General features: G+C 69.5%; 15 protein-coding genes. 8 read left to right on the top strand and 7 right to left on the bottom strand.

Annotated elements, in window-relative coordinates:
• The 5 genes from SAOR_RS05210 to SAOR_RS05190 form a co-directional block, all read right to left on the bottom strand.
• A partial coding sequence (locus tag SAOR_RS05210) for an FAD-dependent oxidoreductase (RefSeq protein ID WP_123630512.1) occupies positions 1 to 592 on the bottom strand: 592 nt, incomplete at its 3' end.
• 111 nt (positions 593 to 703) lie between these two features.
• The gene (locus SAOR_RS05205; protein ID WP_123630511.1) at positions 704 to 2,077 is read right to left on the bottom strand and encodes an L-serine ammonia-lyase; all 1,374 of its coding nucleotides are present in this window, start codon (positions 2,075 to 2,077) and stop codon (positions 704 to 706) included.
• 153 nt (positions 2,078 to 2,230) lie between these two features.
• Entirely contained in the window at positions 2,231 to 3,178 is a 948-nt protein-coding gene (locus SAOR_RS05200) for a tetrahydrofolate dehydrogenase/cyclohydrolase catalytic domain-containing protein (protein WP_123630510.1), read from the bottom strand.
• 11 nt (positions 3,179 to 3,189) lie between these two features.
• On the bottom strand, positions 3,190 to 5,805 hold the full coding sequence (locus SAOR_RS05195; protein WP_123630509.1) for a GcvT family protein: 2,616 nt from the start codon (positions 5,803 to 5,805) through the stop codon (positions 3,190 to 3,192).
• 47 nt (positions 5,806 to 5,852) lie between these two features.
• On the bottom strand, positions 5,853 to 6,689 hold the full coding sequence (locus tag SAOR_RS05190) for a methylenetetrahydrofolate reductase (protein ID WP_185015560.1): 837 nt from the start codon (positions 6,687 to 6,689) through the stop codon (positions 5,853 to 5,855).
• A 602-nt stretch (positions 6,690 to 7,291) separates the two neighbouring features.
• Here SAOR_RS05190 and SAOR_RS05185 point away from each other — a divergent pair.
• Positions 7,292 to 8,611, top strand: a complete 1,320-nt coding sequence (locus tag SAOR_RS05185) for a glycine cleavage T C-terminal barrel domain-containing protein (RefSeq protein ID WP_221179883.1) — start codon at positions 7,292 to 7,294, stop codon at positions 8,609 to 8,611.
• A gap of 172 nt (positions 8,612 to 8,783) precedes the next feature.
• Here SAOR_RS05185 and SAOR_RS05180 read toward each other — a convergent pair whose 3' ends face one another.
• Complete coding sequence (locus SAOR_RS05180; RefSeq protein ID WP_123592251.1) at positions 8,784 to 10,028, bottom strand: pyridoxal phosphate-dependent aminotransferase; 1,245 nt, start codon at positions 10,026 to 10,028, stop codon at positions 8,784 to 8,786.
• 200 nt (positions 10,029 to 10,228) lie between these two features.
• Here SAOR_RS05180 and SAOR_RS05175 point away from each other — a divergent pair, with 200 nt between their 5' ends.
• The 4 genes from SAOR_RS05175 to SAOR_RS05160 all read left to right on the top strand — a co-directional run bounded on the left by SAOR_RS05175 (position 10,229) and on the right by SAOR_RS05160 (position 15,272).
• Positions 10,229 to 11,230 carry a D-2-hydroxyacid dehydrogenase gene (locus SAOR_RS05175; RefSeq protein ID WP_123630507.1) on the top strand — a complete coding sequence of 334 codons (1,002 nt, stop codon included), beginning with the start codon at positions 10,229 to 10,231 and terminating at the stop codon, positions 11,228 to 11,230.
• Positions 11,231 to 11,324: 94 nt separating this feature from the next.
• Positions 11,325 to 12,776, top strand: a complete 1,452-nt coding sequence (locus SAOR_RS05170; RefSeq protein ID WP_123630506.1) for an NAD-dependent succinate-semialdehyde dehydrogenase — start codon at positions 11,325 to 11,327, stop codon at positions 12,774 to 12,776.
• A gap of 200 nt (positions 12,777 to 12,976) precedes the next feature.
• The gene (locus SAOR_RS05165) at positions 12,977 to 13,996 is read left to right on the top strand and encodes a histone deacetylase family protein (protein WP_123630505.1); all 1,020 of its coding nucleotides are present in this window, start codon (positions 12,977 to 12,979) and stop codon (positions 13,994 to 13,996) included.
• A 517-nt stretch (positions 13,997 to 14,513) separates the two neighbouring features.
• Positions 14,514 to 15,272, top strand: coding sequence for an SDR family NAD(P)-dependent oxidoreductase (locus tag SAOR_RS05160; protein WP_123630504.1), 759 nt, complete (start codon positions 14,514 to 14,516; stop codon positions 15,270 to 15,272).
• Positions 15,273 to 15,380: 108 nt separating this feature from the next.
• On the opposite strand, the gene purU is transcribed toward SAOR_RS05160, so the two are convergent.
• Positions 15,381 to 16,238: a formyltetrahydrofolate deformylase gene (purU, locus tag SAOR_RS05155; RefSeq protein WP_123630503.1), complete on the bottom strand. Its 858-nt coding sequence runs from the start codon at positions 16,236 to 16,238 to the stop codon at positions 15,381 to 15,383.
• Between the two features lie 115 nt (positions 16,239 to 16,353).
• Here purU and dinB point away from each other — a divergent pair, with 115 nt between their 5' ends.
• The 3 genes from dinB to SAOR_RS05140 all read left to right on the top strand — a co-directional run bounded on the left by dinB (position 16,354) and on the right by SAOR_RS05140 (position 19,323).
• Positions 16,354 to 17,427, top strand: coding sequence for a DNA polymerase IV (dinB, locus tag SAOR_RS05150; protein ID WP_123630502.1), 1,074 nt, complete (start codon positions 16,354 to 16,356; stop codon positions 17,425 to 17,427).
• A gap of 509 nt (positions 17,428 to 17,936) precedes the next feature.
• Positions 17,937 to 18,677: a glutathione S-transferase gene (locus tag SAOR_RS05145; RefSeq protein ID WP_123630501.1), complete on the top strand. Its 741-nt coding sequence runs from the start codon at positions 17,937 to 17,939 to the stop codon at positions 18,675 to 18,677.
• Complete coding sequence (locus tag SAOR_RS05140) at positions 18,667 to 19,323, top strand: thiopurine S-methyltransferase (RefSeq protein ID WP_123630500.1); 657 nt, start codon at positions 18,667 to 18,669, stop codon at positions 19,321 to 19,323. The genes SAOR_RS05145 and SAOR_RS05140 overlap by 11 nt, the downstream gene beginning before the upstream one ends.
• Positions 19,324 to 19,370: the final 47 nt, after the last annotated feature.

The raw sequence follows: 19,370 nt of genomic DNA, 5'->3' as shown, positions 1-19,370 counted from the left end.
GGCCCCCCGCGCCCCGCGCCAGGCCCCAGGCCACGCCGTCGTGGCGGGCGACGCCCGCCCGGCGCTGCAGCGAGGCACCCAGGATCGGATAGCGCGCGTCCGGCGAGGTGTTGATCGCCGGCACCATGGCCTTGATCTGCTCCGGCGTGACGAACTCGGCGTCGATGCCGTTGAGACGGTTCGCGTTGACCCGCCGCCAGGTGTCGCGGACGTCCTGGAGCGTATGCGCGAGATTGAACACGCCGCGCTGCGAGAACATCACGTTGTAGTTGATGTCCCGGGTCAGACCCTCCCAGAGCCGGAGCGACTTGTCGTACAGCCAGGCGGCCTCGTCCCAGAGATAGTTGGAGCGCACGATCGTCGTGTTGCGGCCGGTGTTGCCGCCGCCGAGCCAGCCTTTCTCCAGCACGGCGACGTTGGTTAGGCCGTGATTCCGCGCCAGGTAATAGGCCGTGGCCAGACCGTGCCCGCCGCCACCGACCACGATGGCGTCATAACGCGGTTTCGGCTCCGGCGATCGCCAGGCCTGTTGCCAGTTCTCGTGGTGCGAGAGCGCGTTGCGCACGAGACTGAAGATGGAATAGCGGTTCATGACGACCTCCGACTGCCACAGGGGACCCGCACGAGCCGACACCGCGGCGCATCGGCCAGAAGCGCCCGAATCGCCGCTGCAGTCAATGCGGTGGTGTGACGGCGCCGCATCTCAGCACTCGATCACGTTGACGGCGAGACCGCCGCGGGCGGTCTCCTTGTAGCGGCTGCTCATGTCCGCCCCGGTGTCGCGCATGGTCCGGATGACCTTGTCCAGCGACACGCAGTGACGGCCGTCGCCGCGCAGGGCCATGCGGGCGGCGTTGATGGCCTTGATCGCGCCCATGGCGTTGCGTTCGATGCAGGGCACCTGCACCAGCCCGCCGACCGGGTCGCAGGTCAGCCCGAGGTTGTGCTCCATGCCGATCTCGGCGGCGTTCTCGACCTGCGCCGGGCTGCCGCCCAGCCGCTCGGCTAGCGCACCGGCGGCCATGGAGCAGGCCACGCCGACCTCGCCCTGACAGCCGACCTCGGCGCCCGAGATCGAGGCGTTCTGCTTGTAGAGCGCGCCGATGGCACCGGCGGTGAGCAGAAAGCGCACGATGCCGTCGTCGTTCGCGCCGTCGATGAAGCGGACGTAGTAGTGCAGGACCGCCGGAACGATCCCCGCGGCCCCGTTGGTGGGCGCGGTCACCACCCGGCCGCCGGCGGCGTTTTCCTCGTTGACCGCCAGGGCGTACAGATTGACCCAGTCCAGCGTCGCGAGGCCGTCCACCGCCGCATCTTCAGCGCGCAGCGAAAGGTTCCGGTACAGTCCCGGCGCGCGGCGGCGCACCCGCAGCGGCCCGGGCAGCTCGCCCGGCGTGACCAGACCGTGGGCGACGCAGTCGGCCATGGCCCGCCAGATCGCCAGCAGCCCGGCGCGCACCTCGGTCTCGTCGCGCAGCGCGGATTCGTTGGCCAGCATCAGATCGCTGATGTCCGCCGATTGCGCCGTGCACAGCGAGAGCAGGCCGTCGGCGCTGTCGAACGCATACGGCACGTCCCCGGCGGCGGCCGGCTCGGGCTCGGCGGCGCCGGCCTCGACCACGAAACCGCCGCCGATCGAATACCAGGTCCGCTCGCACAACAGCGCCCCGTCGCCGTCCCGGGCGGTCAGGCGCAGGCCGTTCGGATGCGCCGGCAGGCTTTCGTCCGGGTTGAAGATCACATCGCGCGCGGCGTCGAAGTCGATGCGGTGACCGCCGGCCAGCGTCAGGACGCGGTCCGCCTGGACGGCGGCGATGCGCGCGTCGACCGTGTCCGGATCGACGCTCTCGGGCCGCTCGCCGGCCAGGCCCAGGATCACCGCGCGATCGCTGCCGTGACCCCGCCCGGTCGCGCCCAGCGAGCCGAACAGCTCCGCGGTGACACGCGCCACATCGGCGCGCGGCGGCGCCGCACTCAGGCCCTCGGCAAAGGTGAGCGCCGCCCGCATCGGGCCGACCGTGTGCGAACTGGAGGGCCCGATGCCGATGCGGAAGAGCTCGAATACGCTGATGGACATGATCGGTGATTCCTTGAACGACCGGTGGCCCGACGGCACCCGAGCCGAACCCTGTGAATAGAGGCTAACGGCCCTGGCGGCCGCGACTTGTGCTGTAACGACACGGTCTTGCCCATGAACGACCCAGCCCCGGGCGCAGCCGCGAACAGCGGCCTACACCGCCAGCCCGGCCACCAGCGCGGCAGCCGGTGAAGACGGCGCGAGCGGGTCCCTGGCGGTCGGCGTCTCGACCTGTCCCCGTGCCAGCGCGAACGCCGCCTCGAGCACGCAAACGTGGGCCAGCGGCGCGATGTCGCCGGCAAGACTCGCCATGGCACCGGCACGGCGGGCGGCCGCGGGCTGCAGGTCGCCAACGACGCGCAGCCGCCCCGACAGGCCGTCGCCGCCGCGCGTCTGACCCAGATCGATCACCGCCGCCCCGCTCCGGATCCAGCGCTCGGGCACCATCTTCGGGCGATCGAGAGCGGCGATCACGATATCCGCGGCGCGACACAGCGCCGGCAGGCCACGCGTCAGCGGGTGCGCCAGGGTCGCGGTGCAGCCGTCGCGCAGCAGCGGCTCGGCGATGGCCGGCCCCGGCCCGTGCGTGGCACCGATCACTACAGCGCGCCTGCCGAAGGCGCCCGCGGGCAGAACCGCCCCGAGCCAGACCCGACAAGCCGCCGCCGCTCCGGGCGGCAGGCGGCTGTCGCCGTCGGCGGCGTACGCCGGCCCGTCGCCCACGGCCCGGGCCAGATCCTTGGCCGGCGGCAACGCCGCGCGTACCGCCGCCGGGTCGATGTGATCGGGCAGCGCGGTGCCGATCAGAATGGCGTGCACATCGGCGTTCGCGCCCAGGGCCGCGATCCGCTCCAGCAGTTCGGGCTCGCCGATCTCGCCCGGCAGATCATCGACGCTGACCCGCAGGCCAACGCGCTGCGCCCGGTGCTGCAGCGCGGCGGTCCGCGCCCGATCGGCGGCGGTGCTGCCGATATCGAGTACGGCCAGACACGGCGTCTCCCCGGGATGATCGGCGAGCGCCCGCTGCAGACGGGCCGCGCGAGCTGCGGCCAGCACCCGACCCTCCTGGGGATGGGGCCGGCAATCGTTGACGAGGGACATGGCGATTCTCCTCAGGCGCTTTCCAGGGCGGGTTCCGCCGGCGCGGGATGCGCCGGCGCGGACGGGGATTTCAGGCGTTCGTTGTGCGGGTCGTAGAGCGCGCGGCAGCCGACCGCATCGACCCGGATCGGATACTGTTCGCCGAAGTACTCGAGCCGCAGCTCCTGGCCGATGCGGGCGTAGGCGGCGGGCAGATAGGCGAGCGCGATGTTGGCGCCGACCGAGGGCCCGTAGGCCAGACTGGCGGCATAGGAGCGCCGCCCCAGCGTATCCACCGGCACCTCGCCGCTCTCCGGATCGATGAGCGGCCACTGGCCGACCGGGTAACGGGCCACGCCCTCGGCGTCGACGTTGTCCAGCAGCGTCAGCGTGCACAGATAGGCTGGCTGGCACTCGCGCCCGCGCTGTTCCAGATAGGCGGCCCGGCCGTGGAAGTCCGCGCTCTTGACCTTCGGCCGGGCGAGACCGGCCTCGCACAGGTTGTAGTCGGTCAGCAGATCCACGTTCTGCAGCCGCAGGCTCTTCTCGAGCCGTCGCGAGTTGGCGTAGGTCTCGATGCCGACCGGGGTCACACCAGCCTCGAACAGCAGATCCCAGACCGCCAGCCCGTAGGAGAACGGCATGTACAACTCCCAGCCGTACTCGCCCACATAGGAGATTCGAAACGCCCATACCGGCATGCCGCGCAGGCGGATCTCGCGCGCGTTCGCGAACGGCAGGCGGTCGTCGTCCAGCAGCCGCGGGTCGTCGACGAGCGCGGCGAGCGTGGCATGGGCGTTCGGCCCCCAGAGGCCGAGCGTGGCGAGCGTGTCGGTGCGGTCGTCGATGGCCACACGCGCCCCGCGATCCTCGCGCATCCGCTGTATCCAGACCCTGTCGCGATGGCCGGTGTCGCCGCCGCAGATCACGCGGTAGGCGTCGGTCGCCAATCGCACGACGGTGAGATCGGACCGCACGCCGCCGTGGGCGTCGAGAAAATGCGTATACACGCCCTTGCCGATCGGCGTGGAGCCGCCCACCCGGGCGACCGACAGATACTCGAGCAAGGCCTCCGCATCCGGCCCCGAGACATCGAAGATGGCGAAATGGGACAGGTTGATCATGCCCACGTCGTCGGCGAGTTTGAGGTGCTCGGCGTTGGACACGCGCCAGAAATGCCGGGCATCCCACTCGGCGGCGCGTTCGGGCACGCGATCACCGTAGGTCTCGAGCAGATGCGCGTTGGCGGCATAGCCGTGCGCGCGCTCCCAGCCGGCGGCTTCCATGAAGTGTCCGCCGAGTTCGCGCTCGCGCGGCCAGAACGGACTGCGGCGCAGGTCGCGCCCGCTGGCGTAGGGCTCGCGCGGATGAACGGCCGGATCGTAGACCTTGCGGGCGGTCTCGCGGGCGCGGCCGAAGACATGGGCCGGCGTCTTCTGCACCGGATAGAAGCGGGCGATATCGATGCCGCAGGGATCGACCGCCGGCCGGTCGTGGGTCATCCAGTCCGCCAGGACCTTGCCCATGCCGGGCCCGTCCTTGACCCAGACGGCCTCGCCGAACCAGAGCCCGCGTGTCTCCGGCGACTCGCCCAGCAGCGAGCCGCCGTCGGCCGAGATCGACATGAGCCCGTTGAACGAGGCCTTCTCGTCCCAGCCGAGCTCGCCCAGGATCGGCGTCATCTCGATCGCGCGCTCGTAGCCGCTCATCACCTGTTCGATGTCGAGATCGCGCATCGACGGCGACATCCGCGCGGCCTCCGGCTCGGCGATGTCGGCGGGCTGCACGAGCCGCGGCTCGGTGGGTTCGTAGTAGCCCCATTCCAGCTTGCCGCCCTCGGCGGTGGCCGGGTCGCCGGTATCGCGCATGTAGGACGAATTGCCCTGATCGCGGAACAGCGGATACCCGATCTCGCGGCCGGTCCCGGCGAAGGTGTCGAAGGGCCCGAAGAACATCAGCGGATGCTCGAACGGCATCAGAGGCAGCGCGGCACCGGCCATGGCGGCCAGCGGCGGCCCCCAAATGCCCGCCGACAGCACCACGACGTCGGTGCGAATATAGCCCCGGCGGGTCTCGACGCCGCAGACCCGGCCGTTGCGGACGTCGATGTCCAGCGCCGGCGTATGGCCGAAGGTCTGCAGCCGGCCGCTGGCCACGGCACGCTCGATCAGCACGCCGGCGACGCGCTGTGAGCGCGGCACCACCAGCCCCGCGTCCGGATCCCACATCGCGCCCTGGATCAGGTCCTGCTCCAGCAGCGGGAACCGTCGCTTGGCTTCCGCCGAGCCGATCAGCGACACGTTGGTACCGAAGGCCTTGCCCGAGCCGACCTTGCGCTCCAGCTCGGCCATCCGCGCGTCGTCGCCCACACGGGCAACCTCCAGGCCGCCAACCCGGCTGTAATGGCCGAGCGACTCGTAGAACTGCCGGCTGTAGACCGTGGTGTAGCACGACATGCGGTCGTGCGAGGTCATGTAGCAGAAGTCGGAGGCGTGCGAGGTCGAGCTGATATCCGACGGCACCGCCGACTTGTCCAGCCCGACGATGTTCGACCAGCCCTGTTCGATCAGGTGATGGGCGACCGAGGCGCCGACGATGCCGCCCTGGCCGACGATCACCACATCCGCTTGTTCGGGTAACTTAGACATGCTCGATCTCCTGAGCCTGAAGGTGCGGTCCGAATGATTCCGGGGCGCTAGGCGCGACCGTCGGGCGCCGCCGATGACGGCGAACCCGAGGCATCGACGTCGCCGGCGGTGGAGGCGAGCGCCGACAGACGCTTTCGGCGCCAGGCTTCGGTACTGCCGACCTGATTGAAGGTGTTGATATGCAAGCCGGCGACGTTCAGCTCCGGCGCCGCCAGCAGGGGCGCCAGGTCGTCCAGCAGCGCGTCCGGCGTGAATTGCGAGGGGCCCGTCAACCGTCCCCACATGCGCTTGTTGCCGCGCAGAAAGCGTGTCGAGTCGCCCAGACCGATGCGCAGCGCGATGCCCAGCAGCCGGCGCCGCTCGATCACCCCGGGAATGCCGACATGCATCGGCAGATCGACCCCGCGGCCACGCACGCCCTGCAGCCAGTCGCGGATCCGCGCGGCATCGAAACACAGCTGCGTGACCATGTGACCGGCGAGGAAGCACTTGGCGTCCAGCGCCTCGTCCAGCGTCTCGGCCGCGATGAGGGCGTGCCCCTCCGGATAGCAGGGCACCCCGACGCTGCGCAGGCCGGGCGCGATCTCGGCCAGTGCCTCGATCAGCCGGCATCCGTGATCGAACGGCCCGGCGACGTGATCGCCGTCGCCGCCGACGACGAAGACATCCCGTACCCCTGCCTCGGTCAACCGGCTCATGCCGGTCTCGAGATGGCTGCGGCTGGCGAAACGCCGGGCCGCGAGATGCGGCACGGCGACATGCCCGAGGGCCGCGACCTGCGCCGCCAGTTCGACGGTCGCATCGATCCCGCGGGTCGGCGAGCAGGTCACGGTCACGACCGCATGGGCCGGCAGCGCCCGCGCGGCCTCGAGCGCACCGCGCATGGGAATGATCTCGTATCGCGGTCGCCGTAGTGCCCGGCCCAGGGCCTGCTCGGCCGTCATGACCCGGCGCGCTTCGTCGGCGATGCCCCCGGGGGCTGACGCCCCTGCCGGTTCGCGGCGCTTTTCGTTGCAGAACGGTGTCACGGCGACGCGCCTCCTCGAGCGGTTTCAAGCCGCCGCGAGCGGGCCCCGGATCGGGCTCGCTCGCGGTTCGTACGCCAGCCAAATTACGCGGGCATCGGGCACGTCAAAGGCCTGATCGCGACCACCACGATCGAAAATGCGTCATCGCCGGATCGCGTCGACGGCGCCTCGCCCCCCTTGCGGACGACGCGCGACGGCGACCATGTCGGCCGCGCGGCGCCGCCGCCCGGAATCGGCCCGCATGTCGCGGTGAACTAATCCGATGTCGTGCCTGCAACGCTCGCGCCGGGCGGCCCCGGGTAGCTTGGATTCGCGATGGCGTCGGCGAGGTCGTCTCGCCGGCCCGCTGTGGTCGGTGCGTCCGATCGATTCGCGCTAACGCGGCGATCCCGCCATGTCGCCCCGGTCCGCTTGCAAGAACGGCGGCCTGCCTCTCAGACCTTTCAGGAGAAAAATCCATGCGCTCCGCGAACAACATGAATCATCAGCAGAACATCGATCAGCGTGACCGCCATGTGCCGGTCAACCTGCGTCAGAGCGGCGACCCGGGCATCCAGATGCTCATGTCGACGCGGGTGCGCAAGTCGCCCTACTGGCATCTGTCGGTCGAGGCCGGCTGCTGGCGCGCGACCGTCTATAACCGTATGTATCACCCGCGCGGCTATGTGCGCCCCGAGGACGGCGGCGCCATGATCGAGTACCGCGCGCTGATCAACGACGTCACCCTGTGGAACGTCGCGGTCGAGCGTCCGATCCGGGTCAAGGGGCCGGACGCCGAGGCGTTCTGCGACTACGTCTGCACGCGCGACGTCACGCGGGTCGCCCCGATGCGCGGCCGCTACGTCGTGCTCTGCGACGCCGAGGGCCACGTGCTCAACGATCCGGTGATGCTGCGCCTGTCCTACGACGAATTCTGGTTCACGATCAGCGACTCCGATCTCGCCTACTGGTTCAAGGGTGTGAACATCGCCCGGGATTTCGACGTGACGATCGACGAGATCGACGTCTCGCCGCTGCAGATCCAGGGCCCGAAATCCGAAGCGCTGATGATCGACCTCGTCGGCGAAGGCGTGCGCGAGATTCCCTATTACGGTCTGATGGCCGGGATCATCGACGGCGTCGACGTGATCGTCTCGCAGACCGGCTTCACCGGGGAGAAGGGCTACGAGGTCTACGCCTATGATTCGACAGTCAATGCGGAGACGGTCTGGAACGCCATTCTGCGCGCCGGCGAGCCGCACGATCTGATGGTCATCGCCCCGGCGCATCACCGCCGGATCGCCGCCGGCATCCTGTCCTACGGCCAGGACATGGACCACGAAACCAACCCGTTCCAGTGCAACCTCGGCCACATGGTCCCGCGCAAGAAACAGGCGGACTACATCGGCAAGGCGGCTCTGGAGCAGACCCGCGAGCAGATCAAAGCCGGCACACCGCCGTTCACGCATCAGCTTGTCGGCCTCAGACTCGGCGGCAAACCGGTCGAGGACTATGCCGCCGACTTCTGGCTTCTGGCCCGGGACGCCGACAGCGAACCGTGCGGCTACATCACCTCGCCGTGGTATTGCCCGGAACTCGACACCAATATCGCCATGGGCTACGTGCCGGTGGCGGATGCGGCGCTCGGCACCGACTTAGTCGCCTGGCTACCGGAGGTCTACCAGCCGATGCCGGGCTATCCGGTCGCAGCCGAAGTCGTCGACATGCCCTTTCGCGAGTCGGTGAACAAGAGCTCGCGCGAGCAGGCTAAGGCGCACGGACGCGACTACGCCTATTGAATCACCTGACCCGATCCGACCCGCCCGCGACATCGCGGGCGGGTTCCACCGCGCCCGGGCGGCGTATCGGCTGCCATGCCGCGGTCACAGCGGCGGCGCCGGGTGCCGGAGACTCACTGAAACAAGCACGCCGCCGCCATGAATCCCAGCCCCGCCGGCGGCCTGCCCGGAATCAGCTGTAGCCGGCGAGCTCGGGTTGGCGTTCCATCCAGGGCTGCATGCGCGCGAAGGCTTCCTCGATCTTCTCCATGGAGGTGGAGTAGCTGATCCGCAGCAGATCCGAGGAGTGCTCGCCGAAGGCATCGCCCGGAATCACGCAGACGCCGGTCTCCTCCAGCATGCGCATGGCCAGCTTGCCGGCGTCCACACCGTGCGGCAGCGACGGCGCGATGTAGAACGCGCCCTGCGGCCAGTAACCGGTCAGCCCGGGCGTGTCGGCAACCAGATCCACGACCCGGTCACGCCGGCGCGAGTACTCGCGCACCATGCTGTCGACGCAGCTCTGGTCGCCCAGCAGCGCGGCCACGCCCGCCCACTGCGCCGGCGTGCTCGCCACCGTGGTGGTGAACATGTGATAGCGGCGCAGGGTGCGGATGGTGTTCTGGTCGGCCACGATCCAGCCCACGCGCAGGCCGGGCATGGCGTAGGTCTTGGAAAAGCTCGAGACCACCGCCACGCCGTCCAGATCCGTGGCGCAGGAGAGCACGCTCGGGTAGTCGATGTCGTCGAGAATCAGCCGGTCGTAGACCTCGTCCGACAGGATCTCGACGCCGCGATAGGCCGCTTCCTGGCAGAGCCATTCGATGGTCTCGCGCGGATAGACCGTGCCGGTCGGGTTGCTCGGCGAATTGAGCACGATCGCGTGCGTGTTCGGCCCGATCATGTTGATGATGCGCTCGGGGTCGATCTGGTGGCCTTCGCTGGCCTTGGTCGGCACCGTGCGCACCTGGCCGCCGTTCATGCGGATCAGCGGCGCATAGAGCAGGAAGGTCGGGTCGGCGATGATGAACTCGCGCCCGGGCGCGGCCATCGCGGTGATCAGCAGATAGATGCCCTCGGTCGCCCCGGTCGTGACCAGGAAGTTGTCCTCCGAGAGCGTGCTGCGATACTGGTCGTTGTAGTAGTCCTTGAGCGCGGTCAGCAGTTCCGGCAGGCCCGCATCCATGGTGTAGCCGGTCTGGCCGGCCTCCAGCGCGTGAATATGCGCGTCGATGATGTGGCGCGGGGTACCGAAGTCCGGCTGGCCGATCGACAGATGCACCACATCGTCGAGTTCGGCAGCGCGGTTGACCATGCGGCGGATGCCCGAGATCGGAATCGCGTGCATGGCCGGATTCCAGACCAGGCGATCGCGGACGTAGCGATCCTCCGGATCCGAAGCCAGTACCTGCGTGTCGTTGTCCAGATTCGCGACCATGCCCACCTCTTGCGCGCCGACGGATGGCGGCCCCGCCAACCGGACCGCTAGCCGCGAGCGTAGGCTGGTCCTGCGAGCCCGGTCAAGACAAGTTTTGACGGGCCTCCCGCCGGTATTGACGCTTTGCGAAGGCTCTGGGTAACGTGCCGTATGAATCGATACCGCGCGCACCCCCGTGACCACGCCCTGCGGGGATGCACATGACCGCCTCGAAAACGCCACCAGCCGATCCGCATCCGCGCATCACCGTTCTCGGCGGCAGCGCCGAGGGGCCGGCCGGCCTGGACCGGCTCGCCGGGCTCGGCGACATCCGGATCGCCACCGACGAGGTGAGCCTGCGCGACGCCCTGCCCGGCACCGAGATCCTGCTGGTCACCGACTTCCGCACCGACGCCCTCGAGGCGGCCTGGCCGGCCGCGGACCGCCTGCAATGGGTGCACGCGGCCAGCGCCGGTGTCGATCAACTGATGTTCGATGCGCTGATCGAATCGGACATACCGGTGACCAACGCGCAGGGCATCTTCGATCGCAGCATCGCCGAATACGTGCTCGGCGCGATCCTCATGTTCGCCAAGGACACCCGCAACAACATCCGCTATCAGCAGGAGCGGCGCTGGGTGCACCGGGACACCGAAACAGTGGCCGGCAAGCGGGTCCTGGTCGCCGGCGCCGGCTCCATCGGCCGCCGGATCGGCGCGCTGTGCCGGGCCGTCGACATGCACGTGACCGGCATCGCGCGGCGCGCGCGCGAGGCCGACGACGTCTTCGAAGCGATCCACGCCGCCGATGACCTCGACACCCATCTGGCCGAGGCCGACTACGTGGTGGTGGCCGCGCCGCTGACCGAGGCGACCGAGAACTGGTTCGACGCCGGCCGCTTCCGCGCCATGGCCGGGCACGCCCGCTTCATCAACATCGGCCGCGGTCCGATCGTGGTCACCGAAGACCTTGTCGCGGCGCTGAACGACGGCGAGATCGCCGGCGCGGCCCTGGACGTCTTCGAGCAGGAACCGCTGCCGGCCGATCACCCGCTCTGGGGCATGGACAACGTGCTGATGTCGGCCCACATGGCGGGCGATTTCATCGGCTGGCGCGAGGCATTGATCGATCAGTTCATCGACAACCTCGCCCGCTGGCAGGCCGGCGAACCGCTGTTCAACCGCGTCAGCAAGAAACACGGCTACGCACCCGGCGGCGGCTGACGCCTTTGAAATCCCGCACTCCGCCCCGATGACTGATACACAGGCGCGCGCGACCGCGCCGTCGACTGCCGAACAAACAGGACCGAGGACGCTCATGATCGAATCGTATCTTCTGAAGAATCTCTCCGGGTATATCGACGGCCAGTGGGTCGAGGCGGATTCGGGCGCCACCCTCGAGGTGGCGAACCCGGCCAACGGCAAGACCCTGGCCGAGGTCCCGAAGATGGGCAGCGCAGAGACCCAGCGCGCGATCGCCGCCGCCAAGCGGGCGCTGGCCGAGCCCCGGGACATCGCCACCCGGCGCGAATGGATGGAGGACATCCGGGACGCCCTGGTCGACGAAAAGGAGGAGATCGGCCGCATTCTCTGCCTGGAGCACGGCAAGCCGTGGAAGGAGGCCCAGGGCGAAGTCGAGTACGCCGCGGGCTTTTTCGACTACTGCGCCAAGCACATGGACGTGCTCGAGCCGACAGAGCTGCCGGAGAAGGCCAAGGACTGCACCTGGACGGTCCACCACCGGCCGGTCGGCGTGGTCGGGCTGATCACCCCCTGGAACTTCCCCATCGGCATGATCGCCAAGAAGATCGCCCCGGCGCTGGCCGCCGACTGCCCGAGCGTGATCAAGCCGGCCGGCGAGACGCCGCTGACCATGATCGCGATGTTCCAGCTGCTGCACGAGCGCCTGGACCTGCCGAAGGGCATGGTGAATCTGGTGATGGGCTCCTCCAGCGAGATCGGCGGCGAGCTGTGCAGCTCCACCGACGTGCCCATGCTCTCGTTCACCGGCTCGACCGAGGTCGGTAAGCTGCTCATCGACCAGACCCAGGATCAGGTCAAGAAGCTGGGTCTCGAACTCGGCGGCAACGCGCCGTTCATCGTCTTCGACGACGCCGATCTCGATCTCGCGGCCACGCAGCTCATCGGCAACAAGTTCCGCGGCGGCGGCCAGACCTGCGTCTGCGCCAATCGCATCTACGTGCAGTCCGGTGTGTACCGGGAATTCACCGACAAGGTGGTCGAGAAGGTCAAGGCGCTCAAGGTCGGCGACGGCATGGACGACCACATCGACGTCGGCCCGCTGATCAACAAGGCCGGCTTCGAGAAGGTGCAGAATCACGTCGCGGACGCGCTCTCCAAGGGCGCCGAACTGGTCGCCGGCAAGCATCCGGACGAGCTCGACGCCGACAAGAACCTGTTCTACACGCCCACCGTGATCACCGGCGTGACCCACGACATGGCCTGCTGCAGGGAAGAGACCTTCGGCCCGCTGGTGCCGATGATCGCGTTCGACAACGAGGAAGACGCGGTCACGCTCGGCAACACCACGGAGTTCGGCCTGGCTGCCTATGTGTTCACCAACGACGCCAAACGCGCCGAGAAGACCATCCGCGGCCTGCACTTCGGCCACTGCGGCTGGAACACCGGCACCGGCCCGGCGCCGCATGCGCCCTTCGGCGGCATGAAGCAGTCCGGCATCGGCCGCGAAGGCGGCGATGAAGGCATGCTGGAATTCGTCGAGGCCCAGACGGTGCCGCGAGGCAAGTAGCCCGGTCGCGCCACGCGCAGTCGACGGATCGAGGCCGGCGAAAAATTCTCGCCGGCCTTTTCATGTCTGCCCGTCGAAGCGACGCGCCACCGGAGACACCGACGATTGCAGCGCCCGGCCCGGCCGGCGTATGTTGCGGGTCGGGCTGGCGCCCAACCCGTGCGAGCCAACTCTATCCCAGACCAACCGGAACCGACGCAGTGAAAGCCTACTTCGACTCGACCCAGAACGCGCACGTACCCAAGAGCTATCTGACCCGCGGCCAGATGCGCGCGCCCCAGGAGATCCCGGCGCGCACCCCGCCTCTGCTGGCCGCGCTGGAAGGCCTGGACATCGAGATCGGCACCCCGACGGATCACGGCATGGCGCCGATCTCGAAGATTCACGACCTCGGTTATCTGCGCTTCCTCGAGTCCGCACACCGGCGCTGGATGGCGATCCCGGACGACTGGGGCAACGAGGTGATGTCCAACATCTTCGTGCGCTCACCGAATCCCCTCAAGGGCATTCTGGCCGAATCGGCGCGCTACCAGGCCGACGGCAGCTGCCCGATCGGCGAGGACACCTGGGCGGCGGCCTATGCCTCGGCTCAGACCGCGCTCACCGCGGCGGACGACATCCTCGCCGGCGCGGACGCCGCCTACGGCCTGTGCCGCCCGCCGGGCCATCACGCCCGCCGCGACGGCGCCGGCGGCTTCTGCTATCTCAACAATGCCGCGATCGCCGCCGAGGCGCTGCGCGAGAAGTTCCCGCGCGTGGCCGTTCTCGACCCGGACATGCATCACGGTCAGGGCATCCAGGAGATCTTCTGGGAGCGCGACGACGTGCTCTACATCTCCATCCACGGCGATCCGACCAACTTCTACCCGGTGGTCACCGGCCACGAAGACGAGCGCGGCGAAGGCGCGGGCTACGGCTACAACATCAACCTGCCGATGCCGCACGGCTCACCGGAGCAGGCCTTCTTCGACAAACTCGACGAGGCGATCGCCGCCATCCGGCTGTTCGACGCTGACGTGCTCGTGCTGCCGCTGGGCTTCGATATCTACAAGGATGACCCGCAGGCCAAGGTCGCGGTCTCCAGCGAAGGCTTCGGGCGCATGGGCCGCGCCATGGCCGGACTCGACATGCCGGTCTGCGTGATCCAGGAAGGCGGCTACGACGTCGACAGCCTGGAGACCAACGCCACGCAGTTCTTCAGCGGCCTGCTCGGGCGATAAGCGCGGCAGGACGCCGTCCGACAGATCCGTGCCGGCACCGCCGGGCGCGGACAGTCGACCACCGGTCCGGCGGTGTCGATCTGCCGCTCGTCGCGGGCTCCGGGCTCCGGGCTCCGGCAGGAATGGCGCGCGAAAACCGGCGTCCGGGGCCGTCTCCTAAGCCCGGGATTCCCCGATCGGACACATCGGCGCCGATGACCGCAGCCGGCACCCCCCCATGGTGCCGCGAGCCGCCGCCGGGCCACGCGCGGGCCGGCAGGCCCGATACGACCGCCTCGGGAGGCGTCGCCTCCACGGCAGGACCGCGCCGAGACCCGACGCTCGGCCGTGGTCGACGAGCGGCCCGTCGGCGCGCCGAAACGAGGCGCCCCGCAGGACACGACGATTGGGGCCCGAGGCGACACGCGGCGATCGCTTTGGCCGATCGCCCTTGAACTCACGCCCATCGGCCGCAACGCCGGTAGACGGCAGCGCCGCGCGCGGCTGCATGCCTCACCCAGCCACCCGGAGGGTATCCATGTCGGACAAGATCGCTTTCATCACCGGCGCCAACCGCGGCATCGGCCGCAGCATGGCGCACCACCTGGCCGCGGCCGGCGTCGGCGTGATCGGCACCTACCGCAGTCATCGCGACGAGGCCGACGCCGTGGTACGCGAGATCGCCGAGGCCGGCGGCCGCGCCGCCATGCTCGAACTCGACGTCGGCGACAGCACGGCTTTCGCCGGTTTCACCGAGCGCCTCGCGGCCACGCTGGCGGACACGTTCGATCGCGCCGACCTGGACTTCGTCGTGCACAACGCCGGCGATGGCATCCTCGCGCCCTACGAGGACACCAGCGCCGACGACCTGGACGCGCTCTACCGGGTCCACTTCAAGGGCCCGTTCCTGCTCAGTCAGCAGTTGCTGCCGCTGATCGCCCGCGGCGGGCGCATCCTGAACGTCTCCACGGCGGCAACACGCTTCGTGCTGGACAACCACTGTGCCTATTCGGCCATGAAGAGCGCGCTGGAGGTGACCACCCGCTACATGGCCAAGGAACTCGGCGATCGCGGCATCACCGTCAACGCGATCGCGCCGGGCGCGGTGGAGACCGATTTCGCCGGCGGTGCGGTACGCGACGACCCCGAGCTGAACGCGCATTTCCGCGCGATCACGCCGCTGGGACGCACCGCCGGGCCGGACGACATCGGCGCGGCGGTGGCCGGCCTGCTCTCCAGCGATTTCGCCTGGCTCAACGGCGAACGGATCGAGCTGACCGGCGGACAGTCGCTTTGATGCCGCCGGCGGGGCGCGCAGCGGTCGGCCGTGGCCGGTGGTCGCGCCAACGCCGCGACGCCCGCCTACACCCGTCGATCCGCTGAGGCCGCCCCACCGGGCGGGCGGTCAAAGCACCACGGTCCGGCGCCCGTTGACCAGCACCCGGTCCTCGAGATGGTCGCGCAGGCCGCGGGCGAGCACGGCCTTTTCGACGTCCTTGCCGTAACGCACGAGGTCGCCGACCGAATCGCCGTGACCGACCCGGACGACGTCCTGGTCGATGATCGGGCCCTGGTCGAGTTCGGCCGTGACGTAGTGGCAGGTCGCCCCGACCTGCTTCACGCCGCGTGTCCAGGCCTGCCGATAGGGCGACGCCCCCACGAAGCTCGGCAGGAAACTGTGGTGGATGTTGATGATGCGGCCGGCGAAACGCTCGCACAGCGCCGGCGGCAGAATCTGCATGAAGCGCGCCAGCACCATCGTCTCGCCCCCGGATTCCAGAAACAGCCGCTCGATCTCGGCCCAGGCCTCGGCCTTGTCGTCGCCGCCCATCGGAACGTGGTGGTAGGGGATGCCGTGCCATTCGACCAGCCCACGGGCATCGTCGTGGTTGGAGATGACGCAGGGGATCTCGATGTCGAGTTCGCCGGACTCCCAGCGTTCCAGCAGATCGTAGAGACAGTGCTTCTGACGCGAGACCAGAATCACCACGCGCTTGCGCACCGCACTGTCGCTGATCCGCCAGTCCATCTCGCATTCGTCGGCGATGGTCGCGAACCGACGCCGCAGCTCGGCGAGTCCGCAGTCCACGGAATCCGCGCGGACCTCGACACGCATGAAGAAACGGTTGTCGTCCTCCTCCGCATGCTGACTGGAACGCAGGATCCAGCCGCCGAGTTCGGCGAAGAAGCCGGCCACTCGGGCCACGATGCCGACGCGGTCGGGGCAGGAAAAACAGAGGGTGTAGTGCTGGGTATGGTTCATGGCCTCGCGTCTGGCGACGTTGAAAAATCGACCCGCATGGTAGCGCGAGCCGCCGCAGCGCGCCGCGACACCTAGCCAGGTCCTACAATGAGGCTCGAATCCGGACGGGTGACCCATGACCCGAGCAGTACGCAAGATCGTTCACGTCGACATGGACGCCTTCTATGCGTCGGTGGAGCAGCGCGATGCGCCCGAGCTGCGCGGCCAGCCGGTGGTGGTGGCCAAGCGCGGCGCGCGTTCGGTGGTGACCGCGGCCAGCTACGAAGCCCGCGTGTTCGGCGTGCACTCGGCCATGCCCGCCCTGCGCGCCGAGCGGCTGTGCCCGCAGGCGGTGTTCGTCGATCCGGACTTCGCCCGCTATCGCGCCGCCTCGCAGCAGATTCGCGAGATCTTCCACCGCTATACCGAGCTGGTGGAACCGCTGTCGCTGGACGAGGCGTATCTGGATGTGACCCGCCCGCGCATCCCCTCGCCTTCGGCGACCGAGACCGCGCGCGCGATTCGCGATGCCATCCGCGCCGAAACCGGCCTGACCGCCTCGGCCGGGATCGCCCCCAACAAGTTTCTGGCCAAGATCGCCTCGGACTGGCGCAAGCCGGACGGCCAGTTCGTGCTGCCGCCGCACCGGGTCGAGGCATTTCTCACGGCCCTGGACATCGGCCGGATCCCGGGCGTGGGGCCCAAGATGAAGGCGCGGCTGACGGCCATGGACGTCCACACCGTCGGCGATCTGCGCGCGCTCGGCGCGCCCGAGCTGCGCGAGCGTTTCGGACGCTGGGGCCAGCGGCTGCACGAGCTCGGGCGCGGCGTGGACGAGCGCCCGGTGCAACCGCGCCGGCCGTCGGTCCAGGTCTCCAGTGAGGACACGCTGCGCGAGGATCTGCCGCTGGACGCGCTCACGCCGCACATCGAACGCCTGGCCGCCAAGGCCTGGGCCCAGCAGGAGAAAAAACGCCCGCGGGTCGCGCGCACGGTGGTGCTCAAGCTCAAGACCGCGGACTTTCGGATTCTCACCCGCAGCTACACGCCCCCCACACCCCCCGCCTCGGCCGACGAGGTCGCGGCCATCGCCGGGGCCCTGCGCGGCCGCGTCGACCAGGCCGTGGCCAGCCGCTATCGCCTGGTCGGCGTGGGCCTGTCGGGCTTCGTCGACGGCCGCTGCACCGCGGTTCAGCCGAGCCTGCTCTAGCCCTGTCGACGCTTCGGCTCCAGGCGCCGCCGCCGTGGCCGTGGCCGTGGCCGTGACCCAGGCATGCGAGCCGAAGTGCCGGTAGTGGGATGCGCCCGCGCGCAACGCGCGAGCGGCAGGGTCGGGTCGTGGCCCCGGCGATACGCAACCAGGGCCGGTCGACCGAATCACGACATCGAACGGCGGGCACGCCGATGCGTTGCAATCGACCGGAACGCCGCCCCGGCCGTCTCGTGACGATCAGGCTCGGCCGCGCCGAAACGCGTCGGACTGCCCGGCCGCTTGGCCGCCTCGGCGCCAGGGCTAAACACGGCACCGGCTTCAGCCAGAAGCGGGTATCCCGCTGCGACCGCCCCGGCATCCGTCGGGTCGAGACCGGATCAAAAACGCCGGCGAGCCGCTGCGCCCGCGTCGGCGCGACAGCGGCAGGCAGTGCGAGGTCGACTCGGGCGTTGACCGGGCGCGCCGCCTCTGCTCCGATGCCGGCAACCCCTCCACCGGTTTCGACCATGCGCTACGAACTGTTCTATTGGCCCGGCATCCCCGGCCGCGGCGAATTCGTGCGCCTCGCCCTCGAGGACGCGGGCGCCGACTATGTCGACGTGGGCCGGGCGCGCGGCGCGGAGGCGGTCGCCGAAGGGCTCGAGGCCGGCCCGCGGCCGCCGTTCGCGCCGCCCTATCTCCGCGCCGAGGGCCTCGAGGTCTCGCACGTCGCCAACATACTGCTGTTTCTCGGGCCACGGCTGGGACTGGCGCCGGCCGACGAGGCCCTGCACCGGTTCGAGCACGGGCTGCAGCTCACGCTGACCGATTTCACCGCCGAGATTCACGACACCCATCATCCCCTCGGGCCGACGCTCTACTACGCGGACCAGAAGGCCGAAGCCGCCCGCCGCGCCGCAGTGTTCCGCAGCGCCCGTCTGCCGAAATTCCTGGGCTATTTCGAGACCGTGCTCGCAGCCAATCCGGACGGCGGCCACTGGCTGGTCGGGGACGCCTGCAGCACCGCGGATCTGTCGCTTTTCCACGTGGTGACCGGCCTGCGCTACGCCTTTCCACGGGCCGTCGACGCGGCGACAGTCGATACGCCCCGCGTGCTGGCACTGGTGGAACGCGTGGCCGCGCGACCACGACTGGCCGCCTATCTCGCATCCGATCGCCGCGCAGCGTTCAACGAGCACGGCATCTTCCGCCACTATCCGGAGCTGGACGGCGGCATCACCGAAGGAGACGACCGAGATGGACCGTGACTTCTGGCTCGAACGCTGGGCGCACCAGCAGATCGGCTTTCATCAGCCCGAGGGCCACCCGGCGCTGGCCGCACACTGGGGCGCGCTCGGTCTGGAGCGCGGCACGCGGGTGCTGGTGCCGCTGTCGGGCAAGAGCGTCGACATGGCCTGGCTGGCGGCACAGGGCCACGACGTGACCGGCGTGGAGCTCAGCGAAATGGCCGCCCGGGCCTTTTTCGATGAGCGGGATCTCGCAGCCGAGCGTAGCCGCGCCGGCGCGTTCGATCGCCATGCCGCCGGCGGCGTCGAGATCCTGGTCGGCGATTTCTTCGACCTGTCCGCCGCCGCCCTGGCGAGCTACGATGCCGTCTACGACCGCGCGGCGCTGATCGCCCTGCCCCCTGCGACCCGGCAGCGTTACGCCGAGCACCTGCTGTCCGGCCTGCATGCCGGGACCCGGCTGCTGCTGATCACCCTGGACTACGATCAACGACTGATGGACGGGCCGCCGTTCGCGGTTTCGGACGACGAGGTTCAGAGGCTGTTCGGCGAGCGCTGTCGAATCACCTGTCTGGACGAACGGCGCGGTCCGGCGGACAGCGCGCACCTGCGCGAGCGCGGGCTCGACGAGGTCGCCGAGCGAGTCTACCGGCTCGTGCGCCGCTGACGGCGCCCGCCCGGGGCGCCGGGCCCGGCCGCTCGCCGCCGCGATAG

This window comes from Salinisphaera orenii subsp. orenii MK-B5, from assembly GCF_003788635.1.
In the GTDB taxonomy this organism is placed as follows: Bacteria; Pseudomonadota; Gammaproteobacteria; order Nevskiales; family Salinisphaeraceae; genus Salinisphaera; species Salinisphaera orenii.
This window is presented reverse-complemented; position numbering and strand designations above follow the sequence as displayed.